This window comes from Streptomyces sp. NPDC092045, assembly GCF_044756005.1.
Lineage (GTDB): Bacteria > Actinomycetota > Actinomycetes > Streptomycetales > Streptomycetaceae > Streptomyces.
Window position 1 is genome coordinate 842,946 of the sequence record NZ_JBIVSC010000001.1, and the last position, 26,694, is coordinate 869,639.

At 75.3% G+C, this 26,694-nt stretch carries 19 protein-coding genes and 1 pseudogene; 17 read left to right on the top strand and 3 right to left on the bottom strand.

All coding sequences use genetic code 11. The features are described 5' to 3' along the window. The first annotated feature begins 39 nt into the window (after positions 1-39). The 10 genes and pseudogenes from ACIQKA_RS03845 to ACIQKA_RS03890 all read left to right on the top strand — a co-directional run bounded on the left by ACIQKA_RS03845 (position 40) and on the right by ACIQKA_RS03890 (position 16,763). Positions 40-7,278: an amino acid adenylation domain-containing protein gene (locus ACIQKA_RS03845; RefSeq protein WP_402539867.1), complete on the top strand. Its 7,239-nt coding sequence runs from the start codon at positions 40-42 to the stop codon at positions 7,276-7,278. Next, positions 7,275-7,490 (top strand): MbtH family protein, encoded by a 216-nt coding sequence (locus tag ACIQKA_RS03850; protein ID WP_383153204.1) that lies wholly within the window; start codon positions 7,275-7,277, stop codon positions 7,488-7,490. The genes ACIQKA_RS03845 and ACIQKA_RS03850 overlap by 4 nt, the downstream gene beginning before the upstream one ends. A gap of 175 nt (positions 7,491-7,665) precedes the next feature. Further along, positions 7,666-8,058, top strand: a pseudogene (locus tag ACIQKA_RS03855) (cobalamin B12-binding domain-containing protein); the annotation flags it as partial. Positions 8,059-8,177: 119 nt separating this feature from the next. Continuing rightward, positions 8,178-9,635 carry a methylaspartate mutase gene (locus ACIQKA_RS03860; protein WP_391093754.1) on the top strand — a complete coding sequence of 486 codons (1,458 nt, stop codon included), beginning with the start codon at positions 8,178-8,180 and terminating at the stop codon, positions 9,633-9,635. A gap of 49 nt (positions 9,636-9,684) precedes the next feature. After that, a complete protein-coding gene (locus ACIQKA_RS03865) occupies positions 9,685-10,698 on the top strand; it encodes an asparagine synthetase A (RefSeq protein WP_402539869.1) in 1,014 nt (337 codons plus the stop codon). Beyond that, positions 10,695-12,005, top strand: coding sequence for a glutamate synthase-related protein (locus ACIQKA_RS03870; RefSeq protein WP_383153993.1), 1,311 nt, complete (start codon positions 10,695-10,697; stop codon positions 12,003-12,005). Before ACIQKA_RS03865 ends, ACIQKA_RS03870 begins: the two co-directional genes overlap by 4 nt. Beyond that, the gene (locus ACIQKA_RS03875; RefSeq protein ID WP_383153990.1) at positions 12,002-12,346 is read left to right on the top strand and encodes a hypothetical protein; all 345 of its coding nucleotides are present in this window, start codon (positions 12,002-12,004) and stop codon (positions 12,344-12,346) included. Before ACIQKA_RS03870 ends, ACIQKA_RS03875 begins: the two co-directional genes overlap by 4 nt. Before the next feature lie 384 nt (positions 12,347-12,730). After that, positions 12,731-14,086, top strand: a complete 1,356-nt coding sequence (locus ACIQKA_RS03880; protein WP_402539870.1) for an MFS transporter — start codon at positions 12,731-12,733, stop codon at positions 14,084-14,086. 7 nt (positions 14,087-14,093) lie between these two features. Next, on the top strand, positions 14,094-14,858 hold the full coding sequence (locus ACIQKA_RS03885) for a 4'-phosphopantetheinyl transferase family protein (protein ID WP_402539872.1): 765 nt from the start codon (positions 14,094-14,096) through the stop codon (positions 14,856-14,858). 285 nt (positions 14,859-15,143) lie between these two features. Next, positions 15,144-16,763, top strand: a complete 1,620-nt coding sequence (locus ACIQKA_RS03890) for an alpha/beta fold hydrolase (RefSeq protein ID WP_391093750.1) — start codon at positions 15,144-15,146, stop codon at positions 16,761-16,763. Positions 16,764-16,886: 123 nt separating this feature from the next. Here ACIQKA_RS03890 and ACIQKA_RS03895 read toward each other — a convergent pair whose 3' ends face one another. Then, complete coding sequence (locus ACIQKA_RS03895; RefSeq protein WP_402539874.1) at positions 16,887-18,539, bottom strand: FAD-dependent oxidoreductase; 1,653 nt, start codon at positions 18,537-18,539, stop codon at positions 16,887-16,889. Positions 18,540-18,820: 281 nt separating this feature from the next. Between ACIQKA_RS03895 and ACIQKA_RS03900 the strand changes: the two genes are divergently transcribed. Genes ACIQKA_RS03900 through ACIQKA_RS03930 form a run of 7 tightly spaced genes read left to right on the top strand, consistent with a single transcriptional unit; the run spans position 18,821 to position 24,101 of the window. Beyond that, positions 18,821-19,942: a SchA/CurD-like domain-containing protein gene (locus ACIQKA_RS03900; protein WP_383153979.1), complete on the top strand. Its 1,122-nt coding sequence runs from the start codon at positions 18,821-18,823 to the stop codon at positions 19,940-19,942. Between the two features lie 53 nt (positions 19,943-19,995). Beyond that, on the top strand, positions 19,996-20,466 hold the full coding sequence (locus tag ACIQKA_RS03905) for a cupin domain-containing protein (RefSeq protein WP_391093747.1): 471 nt from the start codon (positions 19,996-19,998) through the stop codon (positions 20,464-20,466). Then, entirely contained in the window at positions 20,463-21,731 is a 1,269-nt protein-coding gene (locus ACIQKA_RS03910) for a beta-ketoacyl-[acyl-carrier-protein] synthase family protein (protein ID WP_383153975.1), read from the top strand. Before ACIQKA_RS03905 ends, ACIQKA_RS03910 begins: the two co-directional genes overlap by 4 nt. Continuing rightward, positions 21,728-22,975 carry a ketosynthase chain-length factor gene (locus tag ACIQKA_RS03915; protein WP_383447076.1) on the top strand — a complete coding sequence of 416 codons (1,248 nt, stop codon included), beginning with the start codon at positions 21,728-21,730 and terminating at the stop codon, positions 22,973-22,975. Before ACIQKA_RS03910 ends, ACIQKA_RS03915 begins: the two co-directional genes overlap by 4 nt. Positions 22,976-23,001: 26 nt before the next feature. Continuing rightward, positions 23,002-23,262 (top strand): acyl carrier protein, encoded by a 261-nt coding sequence (locus ACIQKA_RS03920; protein WP_383153972.1) that lies wholly within the window; start codon positions 23,002-23,004, stop codon positions 23,260-23,262. Position 23,263: 1 nt separating this feature from the next. Next, positions 23,264-23,743, top strand: coding sequence for an SRPBCC family protein (locus tag ACIQKA_RS03925; RefSeq protein WP_383153970.1), 480 nt, complete (start codon positions 23,264-23,266; stop codon positions 23,741-23,743). A 22-nt stretch (positions 23,744-23,765) separates the two neighbouring features. After that, positions 23,766-24,101 (top strand): TcmI family type II polyketide cyclase, encoded by a 336-nt coding sequence (locus ACIQKA_RS03930; protein ID WP_062757670.1) that lies wholly within the window; start codon positions 23,766-23,768, stop codon positions 24,099-24,101. Between the two features lie 97 nt (positions 24,102-24,198). Here ACIQKA_RS03930 and ACIQKA_RS03935 read toward each other — a convergent pair whose 3' ends face one another. Together ACIQKA_RS03935 and ACIQKA_RS03940 are read right to left on the bottom strand one after the other, a co-directional pair. Continuing rightward, a complete protein-coding gene (locus ACIQKA_RS03935; protein ID WP_383153968.1) occupies positions 24,199-25,245 on the bottom strand; it encodes a methyltransferase in 1,047 nt (348 codons plus the stop codon). Between the two features lie 47 nt (positions 25,246-25,292). Further along, on the bottom strand, positions 25,293-26,369 hold the full coding sequence (locus ACIQKA_RS03940; protein WP_402539876.1) for a nitrous oxide reductase family maturation protein NosD: 1,077 nt from the start codon (positions 26,367-26,369) through the stop codon (positions 25,293-25,295). Positions 26,370-26,694 lie beyond the last annotated feature (325 nt).

The following is a 26,694-nucleotide window of genomic DNA, read 5'->3' on the forward strand; positions in this document are numbered from 1 at the left end:
TCGCCCCGGTCTCTCGGCCCCCTACCGGAGGAACCCAGCATGCCCCCCAGCAGAACGGACGACCTGCTCGACGGCGGACCCTCTCCCGCCCCCGCCCCGCCCGTCCTCGACCTGATCGCCCACCAGGTCCGCACCCGCCCCGACGCCCCCGCCCTCGTCCACGCCGACACCCGGCTGACGTACGCGGAGCTCGCCGCGGCCGTGGACGCGAGGGCCCGGGAGCTCGCCGCCCTGGGCGCGGGGCCCGGCCGCCTCGTCGCCCTCCACCGGCCCCGCGGCACCGACGCGATCGTCGGCCTCCTCGCCGTCCTCACCACCGGCGCCGCCTACCTGCCGCTCGACGTCCAGGCCCCCGACGCCCGCAACGCCGCGATCCTCCGGGACGCCTGCGGCGACCTGGCCCCCACCCCGGCGGAGGTCGCCCGGCACGGCGAACTCGTCCTCGAAGGACCCGGCGCGGAGGCGGGCGCCGCCTACGTCATCTACACCTCGGGCTCCACCGGCACCCCCAACGGCGTCGTCGTCGCCCACGACTCCCTCGCCCACTTCGTCGCCGGCGCCACCCCCGCCTACGGCATCGGCCCCGACTCCCGCGTCCTCCAGTTCAGCCCGCTGCACTTCGACGCCAGCGTCCAGGAGGTCTTCCCGACCCTCGGCGCGGGCGGCACCCTCGTCCTGCGCACCGACGACATGCTCGACGTCGGCGAACTCCTCGCCGGCTGCGAGCGCCACGGCATCACCCTCCTCGACCTGCCCGCCGCCTACTGGCACGAGCTCGTCCACGTCCTGACCACCGGCGCCGTCCGCCTCCCGGACCACCTGCGCACCGTACTCGTCTACGGCGAGGCCGTCCTGCCCGAGCGGATCGCCCAGTGGCGCGGCCTCGCCGGCGACCGGGTCCGGCTGCTCAACGGCTACGGCCCCACCGAGACCACCGTCGTGGCCACCGTCGCCGACCTCACCCGGCACGAGTCCGGCCCCGTCCCCATCGGCCGCCCCCTGCCGGGCGTCCGCGCCGCCGTCGTCGGCGGCGAACTCTGGCTCCTCGGCGGCGGCCTGACCCGCGGCTACCTGCACCGCCCCGAACTCAACGCCCGCCGCTTCACCACCCTGGACGGCGAGCGCGCCTACCGCACCGGCGACCTCGTCACCCTCGGCGAGGACCGGCAGATCCTCTACCACGGGCGCCTCGACGACGAGGTGAAGATCGGCGGCCAGCGCATCGACCCCGCCGCGATCGACTCCGTCCTCGCCGGCCACCCCGCCGTCCGGGAGGCCGCCGTCGTCGCGCAGCAGGACGCCGAGGGCGTCAAGCGGCTCGTCGCCTTCGTCGTCACCGAGGGCGGCACCGGCGCGGAGGAACTGCGCGCCCGGGTGCGCGACCGGATGCCGCCCGCCGCCGTGCCCGCCGTCAGCACCGTCGTCGCCCTGCCCCGCACCAGCTCGGGCAAGATCGACCGGAAGAGGCTGCGCACCACCGACCCGCGCCTGCCCGTCGTCCACGAGGAGCCCCTGCCGGCCGGGGACCGGGTGCCGCTCTCCCACGCGCAGCGGCGCCTCTGGCTGGTCAACCAGTTCGACGGCCCGTCCGCCGCCTACAACATGCCGGTCGTCCTCCACCTGGACGCGGTGCCCGACCGCACCGCCCTGGCCGCCGCCGTCACCGACCTCGCCGAACGGCACGAGGTCCTGCGCACCGTGTTCCTCGCGCCCGACGACGAGCCCTACCAGCACGTCCTGGCCCCCGCCGCCGTCCGGCTCCGCACCGTCGAGTGCCCCGCCGCCGAACTCCCCGCCCGGGTCGCCGCCTTCACCGCCGAGACCTTCGACCTCTCCCGCGAACTGCCCCTGCGCGTCGCCCTCTTCGTCCCCGACGAGGGCCCCGGTGCCACCCTCGCGGTCCTGCTCCACCACGTCGCGGGCGACGGCTGGTCCCTCCGGCTCCTGATGACCGACCTGGCCCGCGCCCACGCCGCCCGCACCGGAGGCGAAGCCCCCGACTGGGAGCCGCTGCCCGTCCAGTACGCCGACTACACCCTCTGGCAGAACGACGTCCTCGGCGCCCCGGACGACCCCGACTCCCTCACGTCCCGGGGCCTGGCCCACTGGCGGGCCGCCCTCGCCGGCCTCCCGGAAGCGACCGACCTGCCCCTCGACCGGCCCCGGCCCGCCGTCCGCGACCACGCCGGCGCCCAGGTGACCACCGCCCTCGGAGCCGGCGTCCACGCCAAGCTCGTCCACCTCGCCGAGGAACACCACGCCAGTGTCCTGATGGTCCTCCAGGCCGCCCTCGCCCTCGCCCTGCGGGCGTCCGGCGCCGGCGACCGGGTCGCCGTCGGCACCCCCGTCGCCGGACGCGACGACGAGGCCCTCGACGACCTGGTGGGCTTCTTCGTCAACACGCTCGTCCTGCCCGCCGACACCTCCGGCGAGCCCGCCTTCACCGGCCTCCTGGACCGGGTCCGCGACACCGTCCTCGCCGCCTTCGACCACCAGGGGCTGCCCTTCGACCTCCTCGTCGAACACCTCAACCCGCCCCGCACGCCCGGCGTCCACCCCCTGTTCCAGGTCATGCTCACCCTGCGGACCACCGGGACCGCCGAGGAGACCTTCCGGTTCGGCGCGACCGGGGGCCGGTTCGCCGCGGACGGCCCCGTCACCACCAAGTTCGACCTCACCGCCGCCTGCGAGGAGCTCCGCGACGCCGACGGCGCCCCCGCCGGACTGCGGATCGCCCTGGAGTACGCCACGGACGTCCTCGACGAGGACACCGCCCGGCTCCTCCTCACCGCCCTGGAACGCGCCCTGCGCACCGCCGCCGACCGGCCCGGCGACCCCGTCCCGGAGACCGCGCTCGTCGCGCCCGCCGACCGGCTCGCCCTCGACGCGCGGCGCGCCCGCGCCGCCGCCCGCGCCGCCGAGACCGCCGCCGAGGAGGCCCTGTCCGCCGCGCACGCCGCCGTCGAACCGCCCCCGCCCCACCTCGACACCCTCCGCCGGCTCTTCGCCGAGGCCCTCGGCCTGGACGACGTGGGCCCGCACGAGGGATTCTTCACCATCGGCGGCCACTCCATGAGCGGCGTCCGCCTCGCCAACCGGATCCGCGCCCGCCTCGGCGCCGACGTCCAGGTCCGCGACCTCCTCCTCGCCCCCACCCCCGACGCCCTCGCCCGCCGCATCGCCGACCGGGCGACCGGGAACGGCGCCGCCGCGACCGCCCGGCCCCGGCCCGTCCCGCGCGCCGACCGGCCCGAGCGGCTCCCCCTCTCGTACGCCCAGCGACGGCTGTGGTTCATCGACACCCTCGAAGGCCCCGGCGCCTCCTACAACATCCCCCTCGTCCTGCGGCCGGCCGTGCCGCTCGACCCGGACGCCCTCGCCCCGGCCCTCACCGACCTCTCCGACCGGCACGAGGTGCTCCGCACCCGCTACCGGACCGTCGACGGCGAACCCCACCAGGAGGTCCTGACCGGCGTCCGGCCCCCGCTCGACGTCCGGCCCGTCCCGGCCGCGCTGCTCCCCGGGGCCGTCGCCGAGGCCGCCGGCCACGTCTTCGACCTGGCGGAGGACACCCCGCTGCGGGCCACGCTGCTGCTGCCCGACGGCGGGCCGGGCGAGGGACGGCCGGGCGACGGGCCGTACGACGACGGGCCGTACGGGACCGGGTCCCACGACGGCGGGCAGGTCCTCGTCCTCCTCGTCCACCACATCGCCGCCGACGGCTGGTCCACCGGACCGCTCCTCGCCGACCTCACCACCGCCTACCTCGCCCGCGCCGAGGGCCGCGCCCCCGACTGGGAGCCGCTGCCCGTCCAGTACGCCGACTACACCCTCTGGCAGCGGGACCTGACCGAGGGACCCGTCGCCCGCGACCACCTGGAGTTCTGGGAGAGGAACCTCGCCGGAGCGCCGCCCGTCCTCGAACTGCCCGCCGCCCGGCCCCGGCCCGCCGAGGCCACCCACCGCGGCGGACACGTCCCCGTCGCCCTCGACCCCGCCACCCACCGCGCCCTGGAGGACCTCGCCCGGCGCGGCGGCGCCACCCTCCTCATGGTCCTCCAGGCCGCCCTGGCCGCCGTCCTCACCCGGCACGGCGCCGGCACCGACCTGCCGCTCGCCACCATGACCGCAGGGCGCGACGACGAGAACCTGGGCGACCTGGTCGGCTTCTTCGTCAACACCCTGGTGCTGCGCACCGACACCTCCGGCGACCCCACCTTCGCCGAACTCCTCGAACGGGTCCGGCGGGCCGACCTCGCCGCCTACGCCCACCAGGAGCTCCCCTTCGACCGCGTCGTCGAACACCTCAACCCCGTCCGCACCACCGCCCACCACCCGCTGGCCCAGGTCGTCGTCCAGCTCCACCACGACTACACCCGCGACGCCCCCGGCGCCGCCGCCGCGCGCGGCCTCTTCCGGGAGGGCGGACCCGCCCTGCTCGACACCGTCTCCACCAAGTTCGACCTCACCTTCGCCCTGACGGAGCTGCGGGACGAGGAAGGACGGCCCGGCGGCCTGACCGGTGGCCTGGAGTACGCCACGGACCTGTTCGACGCCCCCGTCGCCGCCCTGCTCGCCGCCCACCTGGACCGGACCCTGCGCGCCGCCGCGGCCGACCCCGGCGTACGGATCGGGGACGTCGGCCTGCTCACCGACGCCGACCGCCTCCGGCTCGGCGCCGCGTACAACGACACCGCCACCGTGCCGCCCCCGGGACCGGACACCGTCCACGAGCGGATCGCCCGCCGGGCCGCGCGCACCCCCGGCGCCCCCGCGCTCGTCACCGACGACGAGACCGTCGGGTACGCCGAACTCGACTCCCGCGCCGACGCGTTCGCCGCCCGCCTCCGCGCGGCCGGAACGCGCCGGGGCGACACCGTCGGCGTCCTCCTCGACCGGGGCGTGCCCCTGGTGGTCACGGCGCTCGCCGTCCTCAAGTGCGGCGCCGCCTACCTGCCGCTGGACCCCCGCCTCCCCGAGGCCAGGATCCGGCTGATGACCGAGGACGCCGGGGCCCGCCTCGTCGCGACCGACACGGCGCACGCCGCCGCCCTCCCGGAGGACTTCCCCGCCCCCGTCCTCGCCGTCGACGCGCCCGCCGGGCCCGCCACGGCACCGGGAGAGGAGGAGCCCGGGGCCTCCCGCGCCACCGGGGACGACCTGATGTACGTGATGTTCACCTCCGGATCGACCGGCCGGCCCAAGGGCGTCGGCGTCACCCACCGCAACGTCCTCGAACTCGCCGCCGACCGCGACCTCGCCCTCGGCGGACCCCGGCGGATGCTGGTGCACTCCGCGACCGGCTTCGACGCCTCCGTCTTCGAGACCTGGGTGCCGCTGCTCGGCGGCGGCAGCCTCGTCGTCACCCCCGGCGACGGCACCGACCTCGCCGAGACCGCCCGCGCCGTCCACCGGCACGGCGTCACCTGCGCCTACTTCACCGTGGGCCTGTTCCACGTGATGGCCGACGAGGGCCTGGACACCCTCCGGGCGCTGCGCGAGGTGTGGACCGGCGGGGACGTCGCCTCGCCGGCCGCCGTCCAAAGGGTCCTCACCCACTGCCCCGACACCGTCCTCGTCCACTCCTACGGACCCACCGAGACCACCTTCGCCTCCCACAACCAGTGGTTCACCACCGGACGGCGCACCCTGCGGGGCGCCGGCGTCCACCTCGGCCGGCCCATGGACAACACCCGCAGCCACGTCCTCGACGACGCGCTGCGGCCCGTGCCGCCCGGTGTTCCCGGCGAGCTGTACGTCGCGGGCGCGCACGTGGCCCGCGGCTACGTCGGCCGCCCCGGCACGACCGCCGAACGCTTCGTCCCCGACCCGTTCGAGAACGACGGCAGCCGCATGTACCGCACCGGCGACCGCGTCCTGTGGACCCCCGAGGGCGAACTCCGCTTCCTCGGCCGCGCGGACGGCCAGATCAAGCTGCGCGGCGTGCGGATCGAACCCGGCGAGGTCGAACGGACGCTCGCCGGGCACCCCGCCGTCGGCCAGGCCCTCGCCGTGGTCCGCGAGGACCGGCCCGGCGAGAAGACCCTCGTCGGCTACGCCGTCCCCCGCGCCGGCCACTCCGTCACCGGGGCCGAACTGCTCGCCGCGGCCCGCGCGACGCTCCCCGAACACCTCGTGCCCTCCGCGGTCGTCGTCCTCGACGCCCTGCCGCTGACCGTCAACGGCAAACCCGACCGCGCGGCCCTCCCCGCCCCCCACCGGCCCGCCCCGGCCGAGGGCGGACGGCGGCCCCGCAACGCGCGCGAGGAGGTGCTGTGCGCCCTGTTCGCCGAGATCCTCGACGTGCCCGAGGTCGGCATCGACGACAACTTCTTCTCCTTGGGCGGCCACTCCCTGCTCGGCGTCCGCCTGGTCACCCGCATGCGCGGCGTCCTGGGCGTCGAGCGCACCGTCCGCGACCTCTTCCGCCTGCCCACCCCCGCCGGACTCCTCGGCCCGTACGACAACGGGGCCGGGGCCGGGGCCGGGGACGACGGCACGGCCGCCGCCCTGGGTGTCCTGCTGCCGCTCAGCACCCGGGGCACCCGCCGCCCGCTGTTCTGCGTCCACCCCGGGACCGGCGTCGGCTGGGCCTACGCGGGCCTCGCCCGCCACCTCGGCGACGACCAGCCGCTCTACGCCCTCCAGGCCCGCGCCCTGAGCGACCCCGGCCACCGGCCGCGCACGGTCGAGGAGATGGCCGACGACTACCTGGAGCGGATCCGCCGGATCCAGCCCTGGGGGCCCTACCGGCTGCTCGGCTGGTCGTACGGCGGCGTCGTCGCCCACACCATGGCGGTACGGCTCCGCGAGGCCGGCGAGCGGGTCGAGCTCCTGGCCCTGATGGACGCCCACCAGACCGGCCCCGGCAGCGTCTCCGTACTGCCGCCGGAGGAGCGGGCCGCCGAGGCGCCGGCCGGGGACCTCGCGGAGGCGACGGAGCGGATCCGCCGCGAGGACCCCGTCCTCGCCGGCTTCTCCGACGCGGAGCTGCACGCGGTGCTCCGCGCCTCCGAGACCCACGCCGGGCTCATGGCCCGGCACGTGCCCGGCGTCGCCGACACCGACGTGCTGTTCTTCACCGCCCGCCGGCCGGGGGAGCCCGAAGGCCTCCTCGCCGCCACCTGGATTCCCCTCACCCAGGGAATCGTCGACAACCACACCGTCGAATGCGGCCACCTCGAAATGGCCGGACCCGAACCACTCGCGCACATCGGAAGCATTCTCTCGGAGAAACTCTCCGCCCTGCAGAAGAAAGAAACGAGGAGCCAGTCATGAGCGATTCCGTCAACCCGTTCGACAACGCCGAGGGCACCTTCCACGTCGTCGTGAACGACGAGGGCCAGCACTCCCTGTGGCCGGCCTTCGCGGACGTCCCCGGCGGCTGGACCAGCGTCCACGGCCCCACCGGACGGGCCGAGGCCCTGGAGTACGTCACCGCCCACTGGACCGACATCCGCCCGCGCAGCCTCGTCGCCCAGTACGCCTGACGCCCCGCCGGGCCGGACCCGGAAAGGCGCCGCACCCCGCATCCGCTGCGGGGAGCGGCGCCTTTCCGTTTTCCGCCGACGGGATTACCGGGATGAAAGGGGGAAGCGAAAGTGCCGGTCCTTGCTGCCGCTCCGACTTCCCCTCCGGAAGCCCTTCGAAATCTATTCTTCAGGCATGAAGATTCTCTTGAGCGGAACCGCGTCGGATTCCCATACGTGGAATCTCGTGTACCTCGGCCTCTTCCTGGAGGAGCTGGGGTACGAGGTCGTCGGGCTCGGGCCCTGCGCGGACGCCGAGCTGCTCGCCGACGCCTGTCTGCGGCACGCCCCCGACGCGGTGGTGCTCAGCAGCGTCAACGGACACGGCTACCGCGACGGCCTCGCCGCCGTCCGCCGGCTGCGCGCGGAGCCCGCCCTCGCCGGGCTGCCCGTGGTGCTCGGGGGAAAGCTCGGCGTCGCCGGCCACCGCCAGGAGGCGGACGTCGCGCGCCTGACCGGGGCCGGCTGCGACGCCGTCCTCGGCGAGGACCTGGACGCCCTGCGCGCCTTCCTCGCCGCCGGACCGCGCCGGGAGACCACCGGACCGCGCCGCGAGGCCGCCGAGCCGTTCCGGGAGACCGCGGGACCGTTCCGGGGGGCCCGGGGGTCGCGCCCGGAGGCCGCCGGAACGCGCCGGGAGGTGCCGGCTTGACCGCCGCAGCCCACGCCGCCGCCCCCTCCTTCGGGGCGTTCGTCGCGGCCTCCGCCGCCGCCGGCCGGCTCGTCGTCCAGCCCCGCATGGGCTTCGGCGACCCGGTCCGGATGCGGGCCGGACTCGCACGGACGCGGGCCGCCACCGCCCACACCGTCGGCACCCTGACCGTCGACAGCTACACCCGCGTCGGCGACCTCGCCGCCGCCCGCGCCGCCGTCGCCGAGGGCGCCCCGCTCAACGGCTACCCGATCGCCACCCACGCGCCGGACACCACCCGCGCCCTCCTCGAAGGACTCCACGACGACGCCTTCCCCGTCCAGGTCCGCCACGGCTCCGCCCGGCCCGCCGCCATCGTCGGGGCCCTCACCGCCGCCGGCCTGACCGCCACCGAGGGCGGCCCCGTCTCGTACTGCCTGCCCTACGGCCGCACCCCCCTGCGGGACTCCGTCGAGGCCTGGGCCCGCGCCTGCGAACTGCTCGCCGGCACGGCACGGCCCGGCACCACCCCGCACCTGGAGAGCTTCGGCGGCTGCCTGCTCGGCCAGCTCTGCCCGCCCGGCCTCCTGGTCGCCACCAGCGTCCTGGAGTGCCTGTTCTTCGCCCAGTACGGGCTGCGCAGCGTCTCCCTGAGCTACGCCCAGCAGACCGACCCCGGCCAGGACGAGGAGGCCGTGCGGGCCCTGCGCCGCCTCGCCGCCGAGTTCCTGCCCGCCGGCGTCGAGCACCACGTCGTCCTCTACACCTACATGGGCGTCTTCCCCCGCACCGAACGCGGCGCCACCCGCCTCCTGGAGGCCTCCGCCCGCCTCGCCGTGCGCTCCGGAGCGGGCCGGCTGATCGTCAAGACCGCCGCCGAGGCGCACCGCATCCCCACCGTCGAGGAGAACGTCCGCGCCCTGGAGACCGCCGCCGCGGCCGCCGCCCTCGCCGGACCCCCGGCACCGGACCCCGGGGCGAGCCCGGACGGCGGAGCGCCCGGAGGCGCGCGCGGCGGAGCGTACACGGGCGCTCGCGGCGAGACGTACGGAAGCCTCGGTGGTGAGACGTACGGAAGCGTCGGCGGCGAGGTGTACGGAAGCGTCGGCGGCGAGGTGTACGAGGAGGCCCGCACCCTGATCGAGACCGTCCTCGGTCTCCACCCCGACCTCTCCCGCGCCCTCCCGGCGGCCTTCGCCCGGGGCCTCCTCGACGTCCCGTTCTGTCTCCACCCCGACAACCCCGGCCGCTCCCGCGGCTTCATCGACCCCGCCGGGCGGCTCCGCTGGGCCCGCACCGGAGCCATGCCGATCCCCGCCGACCCCGCGGCCGACGCCACCCCCCTCACGGCGGACGGCCTGCTCACCGCCCTCCACCACGTCGCGGGCCGCTACGACGACCCGTGGCGGCACGACGACGAGGACGGGGACGGCGACGGCTGCGACCGCCCGCGGGCCGCCCCGCTCACCGTCTGAACGCCCACCGCCCGGCCCACCCGCACCCACCACGAACAGGAGCCCCGCCATGGACCAGCCCCTCGCCGCCGACGCGCCGGCCGCACCGCCCGTGCCGCCCCCGCTCGGCGAACACCTCCGCTCGCCGCGGCTGCGGACCGCCATGCTCGTCCAGCAGGAGGCCCTCCGGGCCGCCCGCGACTTCCTGTACGGCAAGGGCTTCACCGAGCTCCTGCCGCCGCTCGTCGGTCCCGTCACCGACCCCGGCGGCCGGGGCGCCAAGGCCCTGGACGTCGACTACTACGGCCACCCCTACAAGCTGATGACCAGCGCCATCCTCTACAAGCAGGCCTCCCTGCGCGGCTTCCCGAAGCTCTTCTACATCGCCCCCAACGTCCGCGTGGAGCCCGAGGAGACCGCCACCACCGGCCGCCACCTCGTCGAGTTCCACCAGATCGACGTCGAGATCGCCGGCGCGAGCCGCGAGGACGCCCAGGAGGTCGCCGCCGGCCTGCTCACCCACGTCGCCGAACACGTCTGGACCACCGTCCCCGAGCTCCTCACCGGACTCGGCCGCCAAGAGACCGACTTCGCCGAAATCCGCGCGGGCAAGTACGACGTCCGCACCCACGACGAGGCCGTGGCCCGCCTCCTCGCCGCCGGCCACCCGCAGAACCCCGACGGCGAGATCGACTGGACCGGCGAGCGGATCCTCTCCCTGGAGAGCGACCGCCCCTTCTTCATTGACGACTACCCCAAGGGCTCCCGGGGCTTCTACGACCGCGAGGACCCCGAACGCCCCGGCGTCCTGCGCAACTTCGACCTGATCGCCCCGCACGGCTACGGCGAACTGGTCTCCGGCAGCGAGCGCGAGTCCGACTACGCCACCATCGTCACCCGCATGCGGGAGAGCGGCGAGAACCCGGCCAAGTACGCCTGGTACCTCAAGGAGGCCCGCGAGGGCATCCCGGCCAGCGCCGGCTTCGGCATGGGCCTCCAGCGCCTGGTCCGCTTCCTCACCGGGCTCGACGCCCTCTGGCAGGTCAGCGCCTACCCGAAGCTCCCCGGGGCGGTGGCCCCGTGACCGGCCTCGACGCCCCCGGCTTCCCCGAGGAGGCCGTACGCGCCCGGGCCCGGGGCGGCACCGCCGCGGTCTTCCCCGACCCCGCCGCGTACGGCACGCGCCTCTTCGGCCCGAGCGGCGCCGGTGCCGGTCACGGCCCCGGGTCCGGTTCCGGCCCGGGGGACGCCCTCGACCGGGCCCGCATCGTCCCGCCGGTCTTCATGCCCGAGCGCCTGGAGAAGCTCATCGACCTCGCCCGTGAACCGGAGTTCACCGACGTCGACCTCACCACGCGCACCGGCGGCTTCACCGCCCGGCTGCCCCTCTACCTGTCCGCCTTCGGCTCCACCCGCGCCGGCAGCGGCGACCTCGCCGTCCACGCGAGCCGGCAGGCCGCCCGCCTCGGCATCCCCATGGTCATCGGGGAGAACATGATCCCCGTCCACGGCTACCGCCGGGCCGGCGACGCCACCCGGTCCGCCCTCCTCACCCGCATCGAGGCCTATCTCGACGCCGCGCCCGACGGGACCGGCGGCGTCGTCGTCCAGCAGTCCACCGAGGACGCCGACTCCGAGGTCTGGAACCTCCTCTACAGCGACCCCGCCATCCGCCCCCTCCTGGAGACCGGCCGCCTCGCCTTCGAGCTGAAGACCGGCCAGGGCGCCAAGCCCGGCCTCGGGGGCATGACCGTCGTCGACCGGGCCGAGGCCGAGCAGCTCGCCCGCCGCTTCACCGTGCGCGAGGTCTTCGACCCGGAGGGCGCGCGCCAACTGCGCTGCGCCACCCCCGGCACCTTCACCGACGAGATCCTCCGCCAGCAGCTCCGCTTCATGCGCAACAACTTCCCCAAGGCCCGCACCTGGGTGAAGTTCCACCCCGGCCGCGACATCGCCGACGCCGCCCGCACCGCCTGGGCCGCCGGGGCGGACGCCGTCACCGTCGACGGGGCCGAGGGCGGCACCGGCTGGGCCCCGGGCGTCTTCCTCGACCAGGTCGGCCTGCCCCTGGCCGAATGCCTGCGCCGCATCGGACGCCCCGCCGGGTGCCTCCTCGCCACCGGGGGCATGTGGGAGGGCGGACGCGTCCTGCGCGCCCTCGCCCTCGGCGCCACCGCCGCCGGCCTCGGCCGGGCCGCCCTCGTCGCCGTCGACGAGGACCCCGAACACGGCCTGGAGCGCCTCGTCGAGAGCATCGCCCTCGAACTGCGTCTGCTCGTCAGCGCGTTGGGCAAGTACGCCGTCACCGCCCTCGGCCCCGAGGACCTGTGGTGGCCCGACGGCCCCCACGCCGGCCACCCCGCCGCCCTCCCGGCCGGGGCGGCGCCGTGACCGCCCGCCGGTCGCGGGGCGACGGCCGTACGGTGCACGCCCGCTTCTCCGTACGGGAGCTCCCCGGCATCGCCGTGACCGCCCCCGACGAGGGCGCCGCCGCCGCGGCCCGGCGCAGCGCGCAGCGCGCCCTCACGGAGGCGGGCCGGGGCCACCTCGGCGGCCGCGTCGAACTGCGCACCCCCCGCACCGCCGTCCGGGGCCCGCGCCGGCGGCGCGCGGTGCGCCGGGCCGCCGACCGCGCGGTGGCCCTCGCCGTCGCGGCGGGCCTCCGCGGCGACACCACGGGCGTCCACGTCCCGATCCGCCCGCCCGCCCCGACCCGCACGTCCCCGCCCTGACCCGCCCGGACCCGCTCCGGCTCCGTCCCGGCCTCGCCCTGATCCGCCCCGCTCCTGATCGTTCCGTGCCGGACCCGCCCCGTCCGACCCGGGCCGACTCGCCCCGGCTCAACCCGCTCCGCTCCGGACCGTCCTGACCTGCCCGGCCCCGCTCCGCCCCGTCCCACCCGCTTCAACCTGGCCCCGCTTCAACCCGGCCCCGCTCCGCCAGGGCAGAGCCGCCCCGACCCCGCGACCGCTCCCGTCCCCCTTCCGCGCCCGCTCCGCGCCCCGTCCGGCGCCCACCCGCCCCGCTCCGCGCCCCGCCCGGAGCCCACCCGCCCCGCCCGTACCTCCGCGTGCCCGCATCCGCCCCGCGCCCCTCGACGACAGAAAGCCGACCCCATGGGAACGACGACCCCCGCCCCTCCCGCGCCGCCCGGCGCCAAGCCCTTCGTCGACTGGCCGCGCGTCAGCAGCCTCGTCGTCGGCCAGGCCGCCGTCCAGGCGGGCAGCTTCGCCCTCCTGATCGCCATGAGCTGGACCGCCGTCCAGCTCGGCGGACGCGGCGCCGTCACGGCCGTCACCCTCGCCGCCACCCTCCCGCGCGCCCTGCTGCTCCTCTTCGGCGGCGCCCTCACCGACGTGCTCGGCCCGCGGGCCGTCCTGCTCCGCGCGACGAGCGTCCGCGTCGCCGTCCTCACGGCCGGGGCGCTCGTCACCGCCACCACCGAGAGCCTGTGGCCGCTGATCGCCATCGCCCTCGTCGACGGCACCCTGCTCGGGCTCACCGGACCGGCCTCCGGGGTCCTGCTGCCCCGCCTCGCCACCCAGGAGCAGCTCGGCCGCGCCAACTCCCTCTTCTCCATGGTGCTGCGCCTGGCCCCCATCGCCGGATCGCCGCTCGGGGCCTGGCTCGTCATCGCCGGCGGCCTGCCCGGCGCCGTCGCCGCGGCCGCGGTCGGCTGCGCCGTCTGGCTGGGCTGCGCCGCCCACGTCACCCACGGCATGGCCCGCCCCGAACGCATCCCGCAGGGCCCCTCCCTCCTGTCCCGGTCCGGCGACGGCTTCCGCCTCCTCGCCGCCCATCCGCGCCTGCGGTGGATGTTCGTCGCCTGCTTCTGCATGGACCTCGCGTTCCTGTGGCCGGCCGAGGTCGCCCTGCCCCTGCGCGCCGTCGAACGGGGCTGGGGCATCGGCGCCGTGGCCCTGGTCCTGGCCGCCTTCAGCGCCGGCGCGCTCGCGTCCGCCGCCCTCGGCGCGGCCCTCGCCCACCGCATCCCGGCCCACGCCAAGCTCGTGGTGACCGGAGCCGGTCTCGCGGCCGGCATGGCGGCCATGGCGCTCGTGCCCACCGCCCCCGTCCTCGCCGCCACGGCCGGCGCCGTCGGGCTCCTCTCCGGGCTCAACGGGCCCGCCCTCATCACCGCCTACCAGCAGGCCGTCCCCGAAGGGCGGATGGGCGCCGCCATGTCCACCTTCACGCTCTCCGGCATCGGCGCGGCGCCCCTCTCCCTGGCCGTCTTCACCCCCGTCTCGCTGCACCTCGGGGTGACCGGCACCTGGCTGCTCTGCGCGGGTCTCGCCCTCCTCTCCCCGATCGCCGCCGCCCTCGCCCTGCGCGGCGGCGGCAGCGGCGAGGGCGACGGCCACGGCAGCAGCGGCGCCGACAGCGACAGCGGGAAGGACACGGACCCGGTTGCTCCGCGCGCCGACGCCCGTGCCCGTACCGCACCGGAGTCCACCGTCACTTCCGTGTGAGGCAGACATGATCCAGCCGGTCCTTCCGCCCCCCGCCCCCGTCCTCCCCCCACCCGCCCCGCCTCCGGCGAGCGGCCCGCTGGTCCCCGCCGCGCTGCCGCTCCTCACCGCCGCCCTGCCCGTGCTCCCCGGCCTCCGCCCGGCGCGGCCCCAGCTCTGGCTGGTGGCCACCGAGGCGCACCGGGAGACCGTCGGCCAGTACGCCTCCCTCGTCCTGGACGGGACGGAGCTGGCCCGCGCCGAGGAGTTCCGCCGGCCGGGCGACCGGGCCACCTATCTGTGCGCCCACGCGGGGCTGCGCCGTCTGCTCGGCGCCCAGCTGGGGATCGCGCCCCGGGCCGTCTCGGTGGCCCGGGCGCCGTGCCCCTGCTGCGGCGAGCCGCACGGCCGTCCCGTACTGCCGGACGGGCGCCTGCACTTCTCGCTCTCCCACTGCGAGGGGCTGAGCCTGATCGCCCTCGCGTCCACGCCGGTCGGGGTGGACATCGAGCGGGTGCCGCCCCCGCACACGGTCGCGGAGGCGGGGGAGGTGCTCCACCCGGCGGAGTCGGCGGAGCTCGCCGCCCTCGCCCCGGCCCGCAGGCCCGACGCGTTCGCCCGGGTGTGGACCAGGAAGGAGGCCTATCTGAAGGGGCTCGGCGTCGGCCTGGGCGCGGATCCGTCGGCCGACTACGTGGGCTCGGGCCCGGTCCCGGCCGCGCCGGCCGGGTGGATCCTCGCCGACGTCCTCGTCCCGGACGGCCACCACGCCGCGGTGGCCCTGCGCCTGTGAGGTCCCGGGCCCGCGACGCTCCGGAGTCCGTGACGTCGCGGACCCGTGGCGTCCCAAGCCCGCGACGCTCCCGAGTCCATGACGTCCCGGGCCGCCGCTCCCTCCGCGCGGCGGCCCGGCGCGCGAGCGGCACACCGTGTTCTCCACCCCGGGAACCACGCGCCGCGCCGTGTCCTCCTCCTGAGGTCGGAGACAAGGGCGCCCGGACGGAGGATTCGCCCAACTCCCTTGTGAGCAAGGGTGCATGAGACCGATCCACCCACCTCCCCAAGGATCTGACCCACTGTGAGACACAGGCGAACAGCAACCCTCGTGGCCATGGGCGTCGCCGCGGCGCTCCTGCCCGCCCTCACGCCCGCCTCGGCCTCCGCCTCCGGGACCGCCCCGGAGCCCCGGGCGGCCGCCGCCGACCCCCTCGGGCAGTACACGCGGCAGAAGCCGCACTGGAAGCGCTGCGAGCCCGAGGGGCCGGCGCACTACGAGTGCGCCACGATCAAGGTGCCGCTCGACTACAGCCGTCCGAACGGCAGAAAGCTCGACGTCGAGATCTCCCGGACGAGGGCGACCAGCGCCCAGGACCGGCGCGGCGTCCTGCTCATCAACCCGGGCGGCCCCGGCAACATAGGGCTCGACATGCCGATCTACCTGGGACCCCAGCTCCCGGACGCCGTGAAGCAGCGGTACGACCTGATCGGCTTCGACCCCAGGGGCGTCGGACGGAGCTCCCCGGTGGGCTGCGGCCTGAACGACGACGAGCTGAACTGGCAGCGCCCCTACAAGGCCGCGACGTTCGACAAGGACGTCCGGTGGGCGCGGACCGTGGCCGAGAAGTGCCGGGCGGCGAACGGAGCCGTACTGCCGCACCTCAGCACCCGCAACACCGCGCGGGACATGGACGTGATCCGCGCCGTGCTCGGCGAGAAGAAGATCTCGTACCTCGGCTACTCCTACGGCACCTACCTGGGCGCCGTCTACACGCAGCTCTTCCCGCGGCGGACCGACCGGTTCGTCCTCGACAGCGCGGTCGACCCCGAGCGGATCTGGCGGGGCATGATCCAGGTGTGGGCGGAGGGCTCGGAGCCGGCGTTCACGCGGTGGACCGAGTGGACCGCCGCGAGGAACGCCACGTACGGGCTGGGCCGCACCCCGGCCGAGGTCCGCAGGACGTTCTGGGACCTGGTCGCCAGGGCGAACCGCACGCCCGTACCCGTCGACGGGGTGCTCGTGTCCGGTGACGACATCCGCTCCTGGCGGGCCATGTTCTTCTACGTGACGGAAGCCGCCGAGACGGTCGTCATGCTCAAGGAGGCCGCCGCCGGCAGGACCCCGGCGCCGGGCGCGTCGCCGTCGCGGCGCGGCCTGCCGACCGCGCCCGTACCGCCGTCCTTCGCCGGTGACGTCCCGGCCGACAACGGGGACGCGGCCTTCTGGTCCGTGGTGTGCGCCGACACCCGCGCCTGGCCGCGCGACCCGGAGCGGTACCGCCGCGACGCGATCCGCGACAAGGCGAGGTACCCGCTGTACGGCGACTTCGCGTCCCACATCAAGCCGTGCGCGTTCTGGGGGAGGGGCGCGGAGCCCGCGACGAGGATCGACAACACCGTCCGCGCGCTCGTCCTGCAGAACGAGTGGGACCCCCAGACGCCGCTGGTCAGCGGAGAGGGCATGCGCCGCGCCCTGAAGGGCTCCCGCATGGTCACGGTCCTCGACGGCCTCGGCCACGGCGTCTACGGCTCCGGGTCCTGCGCCGACGCGATCGGCACCGCCTACCTGGTGACGGGCGGGCTGCCGGCCGCGGACGTGTCCTGCCGGACCCCGGAGGGCCGGAAGACCGGGGCCCCGCGGCTCGCACCGCCGGCGCCCCGCGGGGTCCCGGGCCTTCCGGGCCGCTCGGACCGCTTCTGACCGGTCCGCGCCGGTCCTGACCGGTTCCGGCGCCGGCGGCACGGGTGGGGGAGCTCCCGTGCCGCCGACGACGAGGCCCCCTTCCCGCCCGGGGACACCGGGCGGGAAGGGGGCCTCCCGGGGTCACGCCAGGTCGAGGAGGGTCGCCAGGACCGTCCGCAGCTCCGCCTCGGGGTCCTCCACGGACCCCTCGGAGCGCCACGCCACGAACCCGTCGGGGCGGACGAGCACCGCCCCGCCCGCCGTGACGCCGTGCGGCTCCGCCCAGTCCGCGCCGGCCTCCGGGACCAGATCGGCGTCCGGCCCGTCACCGATCCGGTACGAGTCGAGCGGCACCGAGAGGCGTTCCGCGACCCGGGCCGCCGCGGAGTGCCACGCGTCCGTGCCGCCCGCCGAACTCAGCAGCACCGGGAACCGCTCGTACAGGTCGAGGGTGGAGATCCGCTCGCCGGCCCGGTCCAGCCACAGGTGCGGCGCCCGGGTCCCCGGCTCGCCCGCCAGGCGCAGCCCGTCGGGCACGACCGGCTGCGCCTCGTCGGCGCCCAGGACCGCGCCCCGCGGGTAGCGGTAGCCCAGGACCACGTTGAGGATGCCGCCCTTCCGGCCCGCCGGGCTGACGCCGGGGTCGGGCGCGTACCCCGGGTGGCTGTGCTCGACCGAGCGGGACGAGGCGCGGGCGCTGGTCGCCTCCGCGACCGGCCGGCGCTCCGCGTCGTAGGACGCGAGCAGGTCCGGTCCGGCCCAGCCGTCCAGGACGGCGGACAGCTTCCAGGCGAGGTTGTGCGCGTCCTGGATGCCGGTGTTGGAGCCGAACGCCCCGGTGGGCGGCATCTCGTGGGCCGAGTCGCCGGCCAGGAACACCCGCCCGTCCGCGTACCGCTCGGCGATCCGCTCGGCGGCGTGCCAGGGGGCCCGGCCGGTGATCTCCACGTCGAGGTCGGGCACGCCCACGGCCCGGCGGATGTGCTCCCGGCACCGCTCGTCGGTGAACTCCTCCAGGGTCTCGCCGCGCTCGGGGTGCCAGGGCGCGTGGAACACCCAGCGCTCCCGGTTGTCGACCGGCAGCAGCGCCCCGTCGGCCCCCGGGTCCGTCAGGTAGCAGACGATGAAGCGCCGGTCGCCGACGACCTCCGCGAGACCGCGGGAGACGAAGGTGACGCTCACGTTGTGGAACAGGTCGCCGGGTCCGCTCTGCCCGATGCCGAGCCGCTCGCGCACGGGGCTGCGCGGGCCGTCCGCCGCGACCAGGTACTCCGCGCGGATCGTGGTGTGCTCGCCGGTCTCCCGGCTCTTGACCCGCGCGGTCACTCCCTCGGCGTCCTGCTCGAAGGACATCAGCTCCGTCGCGTACCGCAGGTCCCCGCCCAGCTCGGCGGCGCCCTCCCGGAGGACGGGCTCCAGCTCGTTCTGGCTGCACAGGCACCACTCGGCCGGGCTGAAGCGGGCGAGGCCGCCGCCCGGGTCGATCTCCTTGAACAGCCAGTCGCCGGCGTCCCCGACCAGGCTCGGCGCCTGGAGGATGCCGTTGTTGCCCGCCAGGACCGACGCGGCGTCCCGGATGCGCGGACGCACTCCGGCGCCCCGGAAGAGCTCCATCGTGCGCACGTTGTTGCCGCGCCCGCGCGGATGCACCGAGGTGCCGGCGTGGCGCTCGACGAGCACGTGCGGCACGCCGAGACGGCCGAGGAACAACGACGCGGACAGTCCGACCAGAGAGCCGCCGACGATGAGGACGGACGTGTCGACGACCTCGCCGGACCCTTCGAATCGGTTCATCGAGTGCCTCCAGCGTCACCTGTGACGCGAGTCGGGGGTGGGATGGAGATCCATGCCCCCCGGAAACCGCTTCGCGCGTCCGGAGCACCCGAATGACGCGCGGTTCACTCATCCGCCCCGTGGGACTCGCGCGACTCACGGAGGCACGCCGACGATCGGCACATGACGACCCCTGCCCCCTCGGCACGGCGGTCCCCGCCCGGCTTCCCCGGAACAGGTCCCCGAGAAGGCCCCGAAGAAGCCACCGAAGGAAACTTTCGAAGAGAGAAGAGGTGCGCCGGATGACCGTTTCGGCACGTGTCTCGCAATCCGCGTTCGACGGCTCCAGGCTGCGCGTGATCCTGCTGCTCGACCTGTACGAAGGGGCCCAGCAGCAGTTCCTCGAAGCGTACGAGCTCATGCGCAAGCAGGTCGCCGCCGTCCCCGGACACATCAGCGACCAGCTCTGCCAGTCCATCGAGAACCCCTCGCAGTGGCTCATCACCAGCGAGTGGGAGAGCGCCCCGCCCTTCCTCGCCTGGGTCAACAGCGAGGACCACGTCGAGGTGGTCAAGCCGATGCACAGCTGCGTCCGGGACACCCGCTCGATGCGCTACAGCGTCCTGCGGGAGACCGGCGGCGGCCGCCCGCTCGCGGAGGACGCGGCGCCGGCGGCGCAGGTCGCGGCCCGCGAGGGCGACGGCGTGGCCCGCCACGCCCTCACCTTCACCGTCAAGCCGGGCTCGGAGTCGAAGGTGGCGGAGATCCTCTCCGGCTACGACTCGCCCCGCGCCCAGGTGGACGAGAACACCCGGCTGCGCCGCACCTCCCTCTTCATGCACGGCAACCGCGTCGTGCGGGCCGTGGAGGTCGAGGGCGACCTCCTGGCGGCCCTGCGCCACGTCGCCCGCCAGCCCGAGGTCCGCGCGGTCGAGGAGGCCCTCAACCCGTACCTGGAGCAGGACCGGGACCTCACCGACCCCGAGTCGGCCCGCGTCTTCTTCACCCGGGCCGCGCTCCCGGCCGTCCACCACGTGGTCGCCGACCGTCCCGCCCCGGCCGGCCTGCGGCGCCACGCGCTGTACTACCCGGCCCGGGAGGGCCGCGGGACGGACCTGGCCCGGCTGCTCGCCCACCAGGACGCCGCCGCGGCCGACGACCCGGCCGGCCCGGTGTACAGCAGCACCGTCTTCTACCGCGACGACATCGTGGTCCGCCTCGTCGACGTCACCGGCGACCTCGACCTCGACCCCCTCGCCTCCCTCGGCCTCAAGGGACCGGGGAAGGCCGAGGAGTTCGAAGCCCTCCTGGACGGCGCCGCGATCGGCGTCGAGGGCTCCCTGACGACGGACCGCAACATCAACCGGCTCCTGTCGCACGCCGACATGCTGCCCGTCACCGACCGCACCTCGGCGGACTCCTGACCGACGGCCGAGGCCCCGCCCGGACGTCACCGCCCCACCCGGAGGTACCCACCATGCCCCACCAGCAGCCCCTCATCGTGAGCCTGGACGAGACAGAGCCCAACCGCAGGCGCGGAGGTGACCTGCGGGCCATGCTCACGCCGGCCGCCGTGGGCTCCACCAGCGGCTTCATGGGCCTGGCCATCGTCCAGCCCGGCGAGCGCATCGGCGAGCACTACCACCCGTACTCCGAGGAGTTCGTGTACGTCGTCTCCGGCTCCCTCGAAGTGGACCTGGACGGCGAGACGTACGCGCTCCGGCCCGACCAGGGGCTCCTGGTCCCCATCGGCGTGCGGCACCGCTTCCGCAACGTCGGCGACCGGGAGGCCCGCATGGTCTTCCACCTGGGCCCGCTCGCCCCCCGGCCCAGCCTCGGCCACGTCGACACCGAGGTGACCGACGAGGCCGAGCTCGCCGCCGCCGGACCGCAGCTGAACGTGGGCGGCCCCGGCCAGGTCTCCGAACGCACCGGGGCCATCGAGTGAACCGGCGAGTGGCCGTCACCGGGATCGGCGTGGTCGCCCCGGGCGGCACCGGAGCGGCGGCGTTCTGGGACCTCCTCGCCGAAGGCCGCACCGCGACCCGCGGCATCACCCTGTTCGACCCGGCCGGCCTGCGCTCCCGCATCGCCGCCGAGTGCGACTTCGACCCGCTGGCGCACGGGCTCGACCCCGAGCTGAGCCTGCACGCGGACCGGTACATCCAGTTCGCGGCGGTCGCCGCCGGGGAGGCCGTCCGCGACTCCGGGCTCGACACCGCCGCGGAGGACCCGTGGCGGATCGGGGTCTCCCTGGGCAGCGCCGTCGGCGGCACCACCCGGCTCGAACACGACTACGTGCTGGTCAGCGCGGGCGGACAGCGGTGGGACGTGGACCACCGCGCCGCCGACCCGAAGCTGCACCTGGCGTTCTCGCCCAGCACGCTCGCCTCGTTCGTCGCCGAACGCTTCGGCGCCCGCGGCCCGGTCCAGACGGTCTCCACCGGCTGCACCTCCGGCCTCGACGCCGTCGGCTACGCCTTCCACACCGTCCAGGAGGGCCGGGCGGACGTCTGCATCGCCGGGGCGTCGGACTCGCCGATCTCGCCGATCACCATGGCCTGCTTCGACGCCATCAAGGCGACCTCGCCCGACAACGACGACCCCGAGCACGCCTCCAAGCCCTTCGACGACCGCCGCAACGGCTTCGTCATGGGCGAGGGCGCGGCGGTCCTCGTCCTGGAGGAGTACGAGCACGCCCGGGCGCGCGGCGCGCACATCTACTGCGAGATCGGCGGCTACGCCACCTACGGCAACGCGTACCACATGACCGGTCTCACCGGAGAGGGCCTGGAGATGTCCCGGGCCATCGACGGCACGCTCGACCAGGCCAGGATCGACCCCACGCTGATCGACTACGTCAACGCGCACGGCTCGGGCACCCGGCAGAACGACCGCCACGAGACCGCCGCCGTCAAGCGCTCCCTGGGCGCCCACGCCTACGACACCCCCATGAGCTCCATCAAGTCCATGGTGGGACATTCGCTCGGGGCGATCGGCGCGATAGAGGTGGCCGCCTGCGTCCTCGCCCTCAAGCACCAGGTGGTGCCCCCGACGGCGAACTACGAGGTCCCCGACCCCGAGTGCGACCTGGACTACGTGCCGCGCACCGCCCGCCCCCGGAAGCTCAGGAACGTGCTCTCGGTCGGCAGCGGCTTCGGCGGCTTCCAGTCCGCCGTGCTCCTCACGGAGCCGGCAGGGAGGACACGATGAGCACGGAGCAGCCCAAGCGCGCCGTCGTCACCGGCATCGGGGTGATCGCCCCCAACGGACTGAGCGCCGACACCTACTGGAAGTCCGTCCAGGAGGGCATCGGCGTCCTGGACCGCATCACCCGCGAGGGGTGCGAGCACCTGCCCCTCAAGGTCGCGGGCGAGGTCCGGTCCTTCGACGCCTCGACCCTCATCGAGGACCGCTTCCTCGTCCAGACCGACCGGTTCAGCCACTACGCCATGGCGGCGGCCTCGCTCGCCCTCGACGACGCCGGCCTCGGCCGGGACGCCGCCGAGGACCCCTTCTCCATCGGGGTGGTCACGGCGGCCGGGTCCGGCGGCGGCGAGTTCGGCCAGCGGGAGCTCCAGAAGCTGTGGGGGCAGGGCTCCAAGTTCGTTGGCCCGTACCAGTCCATCGCCTGGTTCTACGCCGCCAGCACCGGCCAGATCTCCATCCGGAGCGGCTTCAAGGGGCCGTGCGGCGTGGTCGCCAGCGACGAGGCCGGCGGCCTGGACGCCCTCGCCCACGCGGCCAGGGCCGTGCGGCGCGGGACGGGCACGATGGTCGTCGGCGCCGCCGAGGCCCCCCTCGCCCCGTACTCGATGGTGTGCCAGCTCGGCTATCCCGAGCTCAGCACCGTCGAGGAGCCCGACCGGGCCTACCGTCCCTTCACCTCCGGAGCCTCCGGCTTCGTGCCGGCGGAGGGCGGCGCCGTGCTCGTCGTGGAGGACGAGGACCGCGCCCGGAACCGGGGGACGGCCGTCCGGGCCGTCGTCGCCGGCCACGGCGCCACGTTCACCGGCGCCTCCCGCTGGGCCGAGTCCCGGGAGGGGCTCGCCCGCGCTATCCGGGTCGCCCTCGACGAGGCCGGCTGCGCCCCGGAGGAGATCGACGTCGTGTTCGCCGACGCCCTGGGCGTGCCGGAGGCGGACCGCGCCGAGGCGCTGGCGCTCGCCGACGCCCTGGGCGCGCACGCCGCCCGGGTGCCCGTCACGGCTCCCAAGACCGGGATCGGCCGCGCCTACTGCGGGGCCCCCGTCCTGGACGTCGCGGCCGCGGTGCTCGCGATGGAACACGGCCTGGTGCCCCCCACCCCGAACGTGTTCGACGTCTGCCACGACATCGACCTGGTGGTGTCCCGCGCCCGCCCCGCCGACCTGCGGACGGCCCTCGTCCTCAGCAGGGGCCTCATGGGGTCCAACGCCGCGCTGGTAGTGCGCCGCGGCGACGAGACCGCCCGGTAGGACCGGGCGGAAGAAGGAGAACACACATGAGCACCAACGAACTGACCTTCGAGGAGCTGGCCGCGCTGGTCAAGCAGTCGGCGGGCGTCACCGTCGCCCCCGAGGACCTCCGCAACGCCTCGGACGTCCCCTTCAGCGCCCTCGGCGTCGACTCGCTCGGCCTGCTCGGCATCGTCGGCGAGCTGGAGAACCGCCACGGCGTGGCACTGCCGCCCGACGCCGAGCGCAGCAAGACCCCGGCCGACTTCCTCGGCCTCGTCAACAGCACCCTCACCACCGGAGTCTGACGTGTCAGGACACACCGACAACAGCATCACCGTCGACGCCCCCCTCGACCTCGTCTGGGACATGACCAACGACCTCGAGAACTGGCCCGACCTCTTCAGCGAGTACGCCTCCGTCGAGGTGCTCTCCCGCGAGGGCGACACGACGACCTTCCGCCTGACCATGCACCCGGACGAGTCCGGCAAGGTCTGGAGCTGGGTCTCGGAGCGCACCCCCGACCGCGCGCGGCGGACCGTCACCGCCCGCCGCGTCGAGACCGGCCCCTTCGCCCACATGAACATCCGGTGGGAGTACGAGGAGACCCCGGCCGGCGTGCACATGCGCTGGGTGCAGGACTTCGCGATGAAGCCGGACGCCCCGGTCGACGACGACTGGATGACCGACAACATCAACCGCAACTCCCGCACCCAGATGGCCCTCATCCGGGACCGCATCGAGCAGGCCGCTCGCGAGCGCCGGCCCGCCCCGGTCCTCTCCGACTGAGCCGTCCCAGGAAGGACGCCCGATGCACCACGCCCTGATCGTCGCCCGCATGGCGCCCGGTTCGGCGCCGGCGATCGCCGACGTGTTCGCCGCCTCGGACAGCGGTGAACTGCCCCACCTGGTGGGCGTCTCCCGCCGCAGCCTCTTCCAGTTCGGCGACGACGTCTACCTGCACCTCATCGAGTCCGAGCGGGATCCGGCGCCCGCCATCGCGAAGCTGACCGGGCACCCCGAGTTCCGGGACGTCAGCGACCGCCTGGCGACGTACGTCAGCGCCTACCACCCGGAGACCTGGCGCAGCCCCAGGGACGCCATGGCGCAGTGCTTCTACCGCTGGGAGCGCGACCCCGCCTCCTGACCGGTCCCGAGGCACGGGAAACCCGAAGGCCGCCGGCCCCGCGAGAAGCGGAGCCGGCGGCCTCGGACTTTCCCCCGCTACGAGGGGGACGCCCCGGTCAGGCGGGAACGGTGCACTCGAAGGCGTGGAGGTAGGCGTTCACCGGGCGGACCTCGCCGACGGCAAGCCCCGCGTCCGTCAGCCGCTCCAGCATGCTCTCCCGCGTGTGCTTGGCGCCGCCGACGTTGAGGAGCAGCAGCAGGTCCATCGCCGTCGTGAACCGCATCGAGGGCGTGTCGTCCACCAGGTTCTCGATCACGACGACGCGGGCGCCGGGCCGGGCCGCCCGCCGGACGTTGGCCAGCGCCCTGCGGGTGCTGTCGTCGTCCCACTCCAGGATGTTCTTGAGGACGTACACGTCGGCCTCGACCGGGATGTCCTCGCGGCAGTCCCCGGCCACGACCCGGGCCCGGGGGGCGAGCGTCCCGCCCGCCCGCAGGCGCGGGTCGGCGTTCCCCACCACGCCCGGCAGGTCGAGCAGCGTGCCCTCCAGGGCGGGGTGCCGCTCCAGGAGGCTCGCCAGGACGTGCCCCTGGCCGCCGCCGATGTCCGCGACCGACGCCGCGCCCGACAGGTCGAGCAGGTCGGCCACGTCCTGCGCGGACTGCCGGCTCGACGTGGTCATGGCCCGGTTGAACACGTACGCGGACTCGGGCGCGTCCTCGTTGAGGTACGGGAAGAACTCCCTGCCGTACACGTCCTCGAAGACGCTGCCGCCGGTGCGCACCGCCTCGTCGAGCCTCGGCCAGACGTCCCACGTCCACGGCTCGGTGCACCACAGCGCGATGTACCGCAGGCTGTGCGGGTCGTCCTCGCGCAGCAGCCGGGACATCTCCGTGTGCGCGAAGGCGCCGTCGGGCCGCTCCGCGAAGATCCCCTGGCAGGCCAGGGCGCGCAGCAGCCGGCGCAGCGTCCGCGGCTCGGCCCGCACCGCCTCCGCCAGGTCCTCCACGCTCGCGGGCGTGTCCTGGAGGGCGTCCGCCACGCCGAGCCGGGCGGCGGCCCGCACGGCGGCGGCGCACGCCGCTCCGAAAACGAGCTCCCGCAGCCGCATGGGCGGCGGGGGAGCGGGGTCGACGGTCCTCACCGGGTCAACGGTCGTCATCTGTCGCCTTGCCTTCTCTGTCGTGCCGTGGGGGGAGGGGAGCGGGGTCAGCACATGCCCGCGGGCTCGGAGACCTCGCAGGTGTTGCCGCGGAAGGTGTTGCCCTTGCCGGTGTCGCGGTCGGCGAGGTCGGCCGTGCCGTTGCGGAGCACGACGTTGTCGCGGATCTCGTTGCGCTCGTTGAGGGCGCCCACGAAGCTCTTGAAGAGCACGATGCCGCCCGACAGCGGCGAGGTGCCCTTGTTGTCCTCGATCCGGTTGTCGGCCACCAGCGTCTCCTCGGCGCCGGTGAGGACGATCCCCGAGCCCTGGAGGAAGGGCAGGCGGGGGGTCTTGGGGCAGTACTTGTTGTTGGCGTGGATGTGGTTGCGGCGCAGGCTCATCGCTCCGGCGCGCGGGGTGGACTCGTCGCCGACGACGAAGACCGCGGCGCAGTTGCCGGTCGCCTCGTTGCGGTCGACGGTGACGTTCCGCAGCCGCCGCACGGTGAGGCCGATGCGGTTGCCGGACAGGCGGTTGTGGCTGATCAGCGTGCCCTTCGTGTCGACGGCCCCTTCCTCCGTGTCGGTGGTGTTGGACACGAAGAGGCCCGCGTCGCCGTTGTCCCGGGCGGTGTTGCCGGTCAGCACGGAGCGGACGGAGCGCTCCTGCGCGATGCCCCAGTTGCCGTTCTTCTCGGCGGTCACGCCCCGGACCGTCAGCCGGTCGGTGCGGGAGGCCCACAGGCCGTTCCGGGCGAAGTTCCGAAGCGTCAGGGAGCGCACGGTGACGTTCTCGACGGGGTGCCGGGCGGTGCCGGTCACGCAGATGCCGTGGCCGGCCTCGGCGCACGCCCCGGTGGCGGCCTTGCCGGGCACGACGACGGTCGGGAAGACCGTCGAGCCCCGCAGGGTCAGGTTCGACGTGGTGATGGTGACGCTCTCGCGGTAGGTGCCGGGGGCGAGCACGATGCTGTCCCCGGGCCGCGCGGCGTCCACGGCCTTCTGGATCGATTCGCCGGGCTCGACCCGGTGCACGGTCCGGGAGGCGGCGGAGGCCTCGGGGGCGAGGGGCGGAGCGGCGGCCACGCCCGTCGTCACGGCGGCCACGGCACACGCCACGAGGGCGATCTGTCGTCTTGTCATACGGCGAAGCTATGAGCGGGCCCACCGCCCCGCCACCGCTGATCACCCGGCCGGGCCGCCCGTCCCCCGAACGCCGCCCGCCCGGACGGGAACCACGTGATGCGCCGTCAGCACCCGGAACGCGTCCAGCCCGTCGGGCCGGACCTGCGGCGCCCGCCCCGCGGCCCGTCCGGCGGATCGGGGGCGGGCGGGCCCGGGGGAGTCCGACGGAACGGGGAGGAACGTGCCCCGGGGAGTCCGGCGGAACGGGGAGGAACGTGCCCCGGGGGGAGTCCGGCGGATCGTGGTCGGAGGCGCCCTAACCCGTTCGCCCCTCGGACACGGG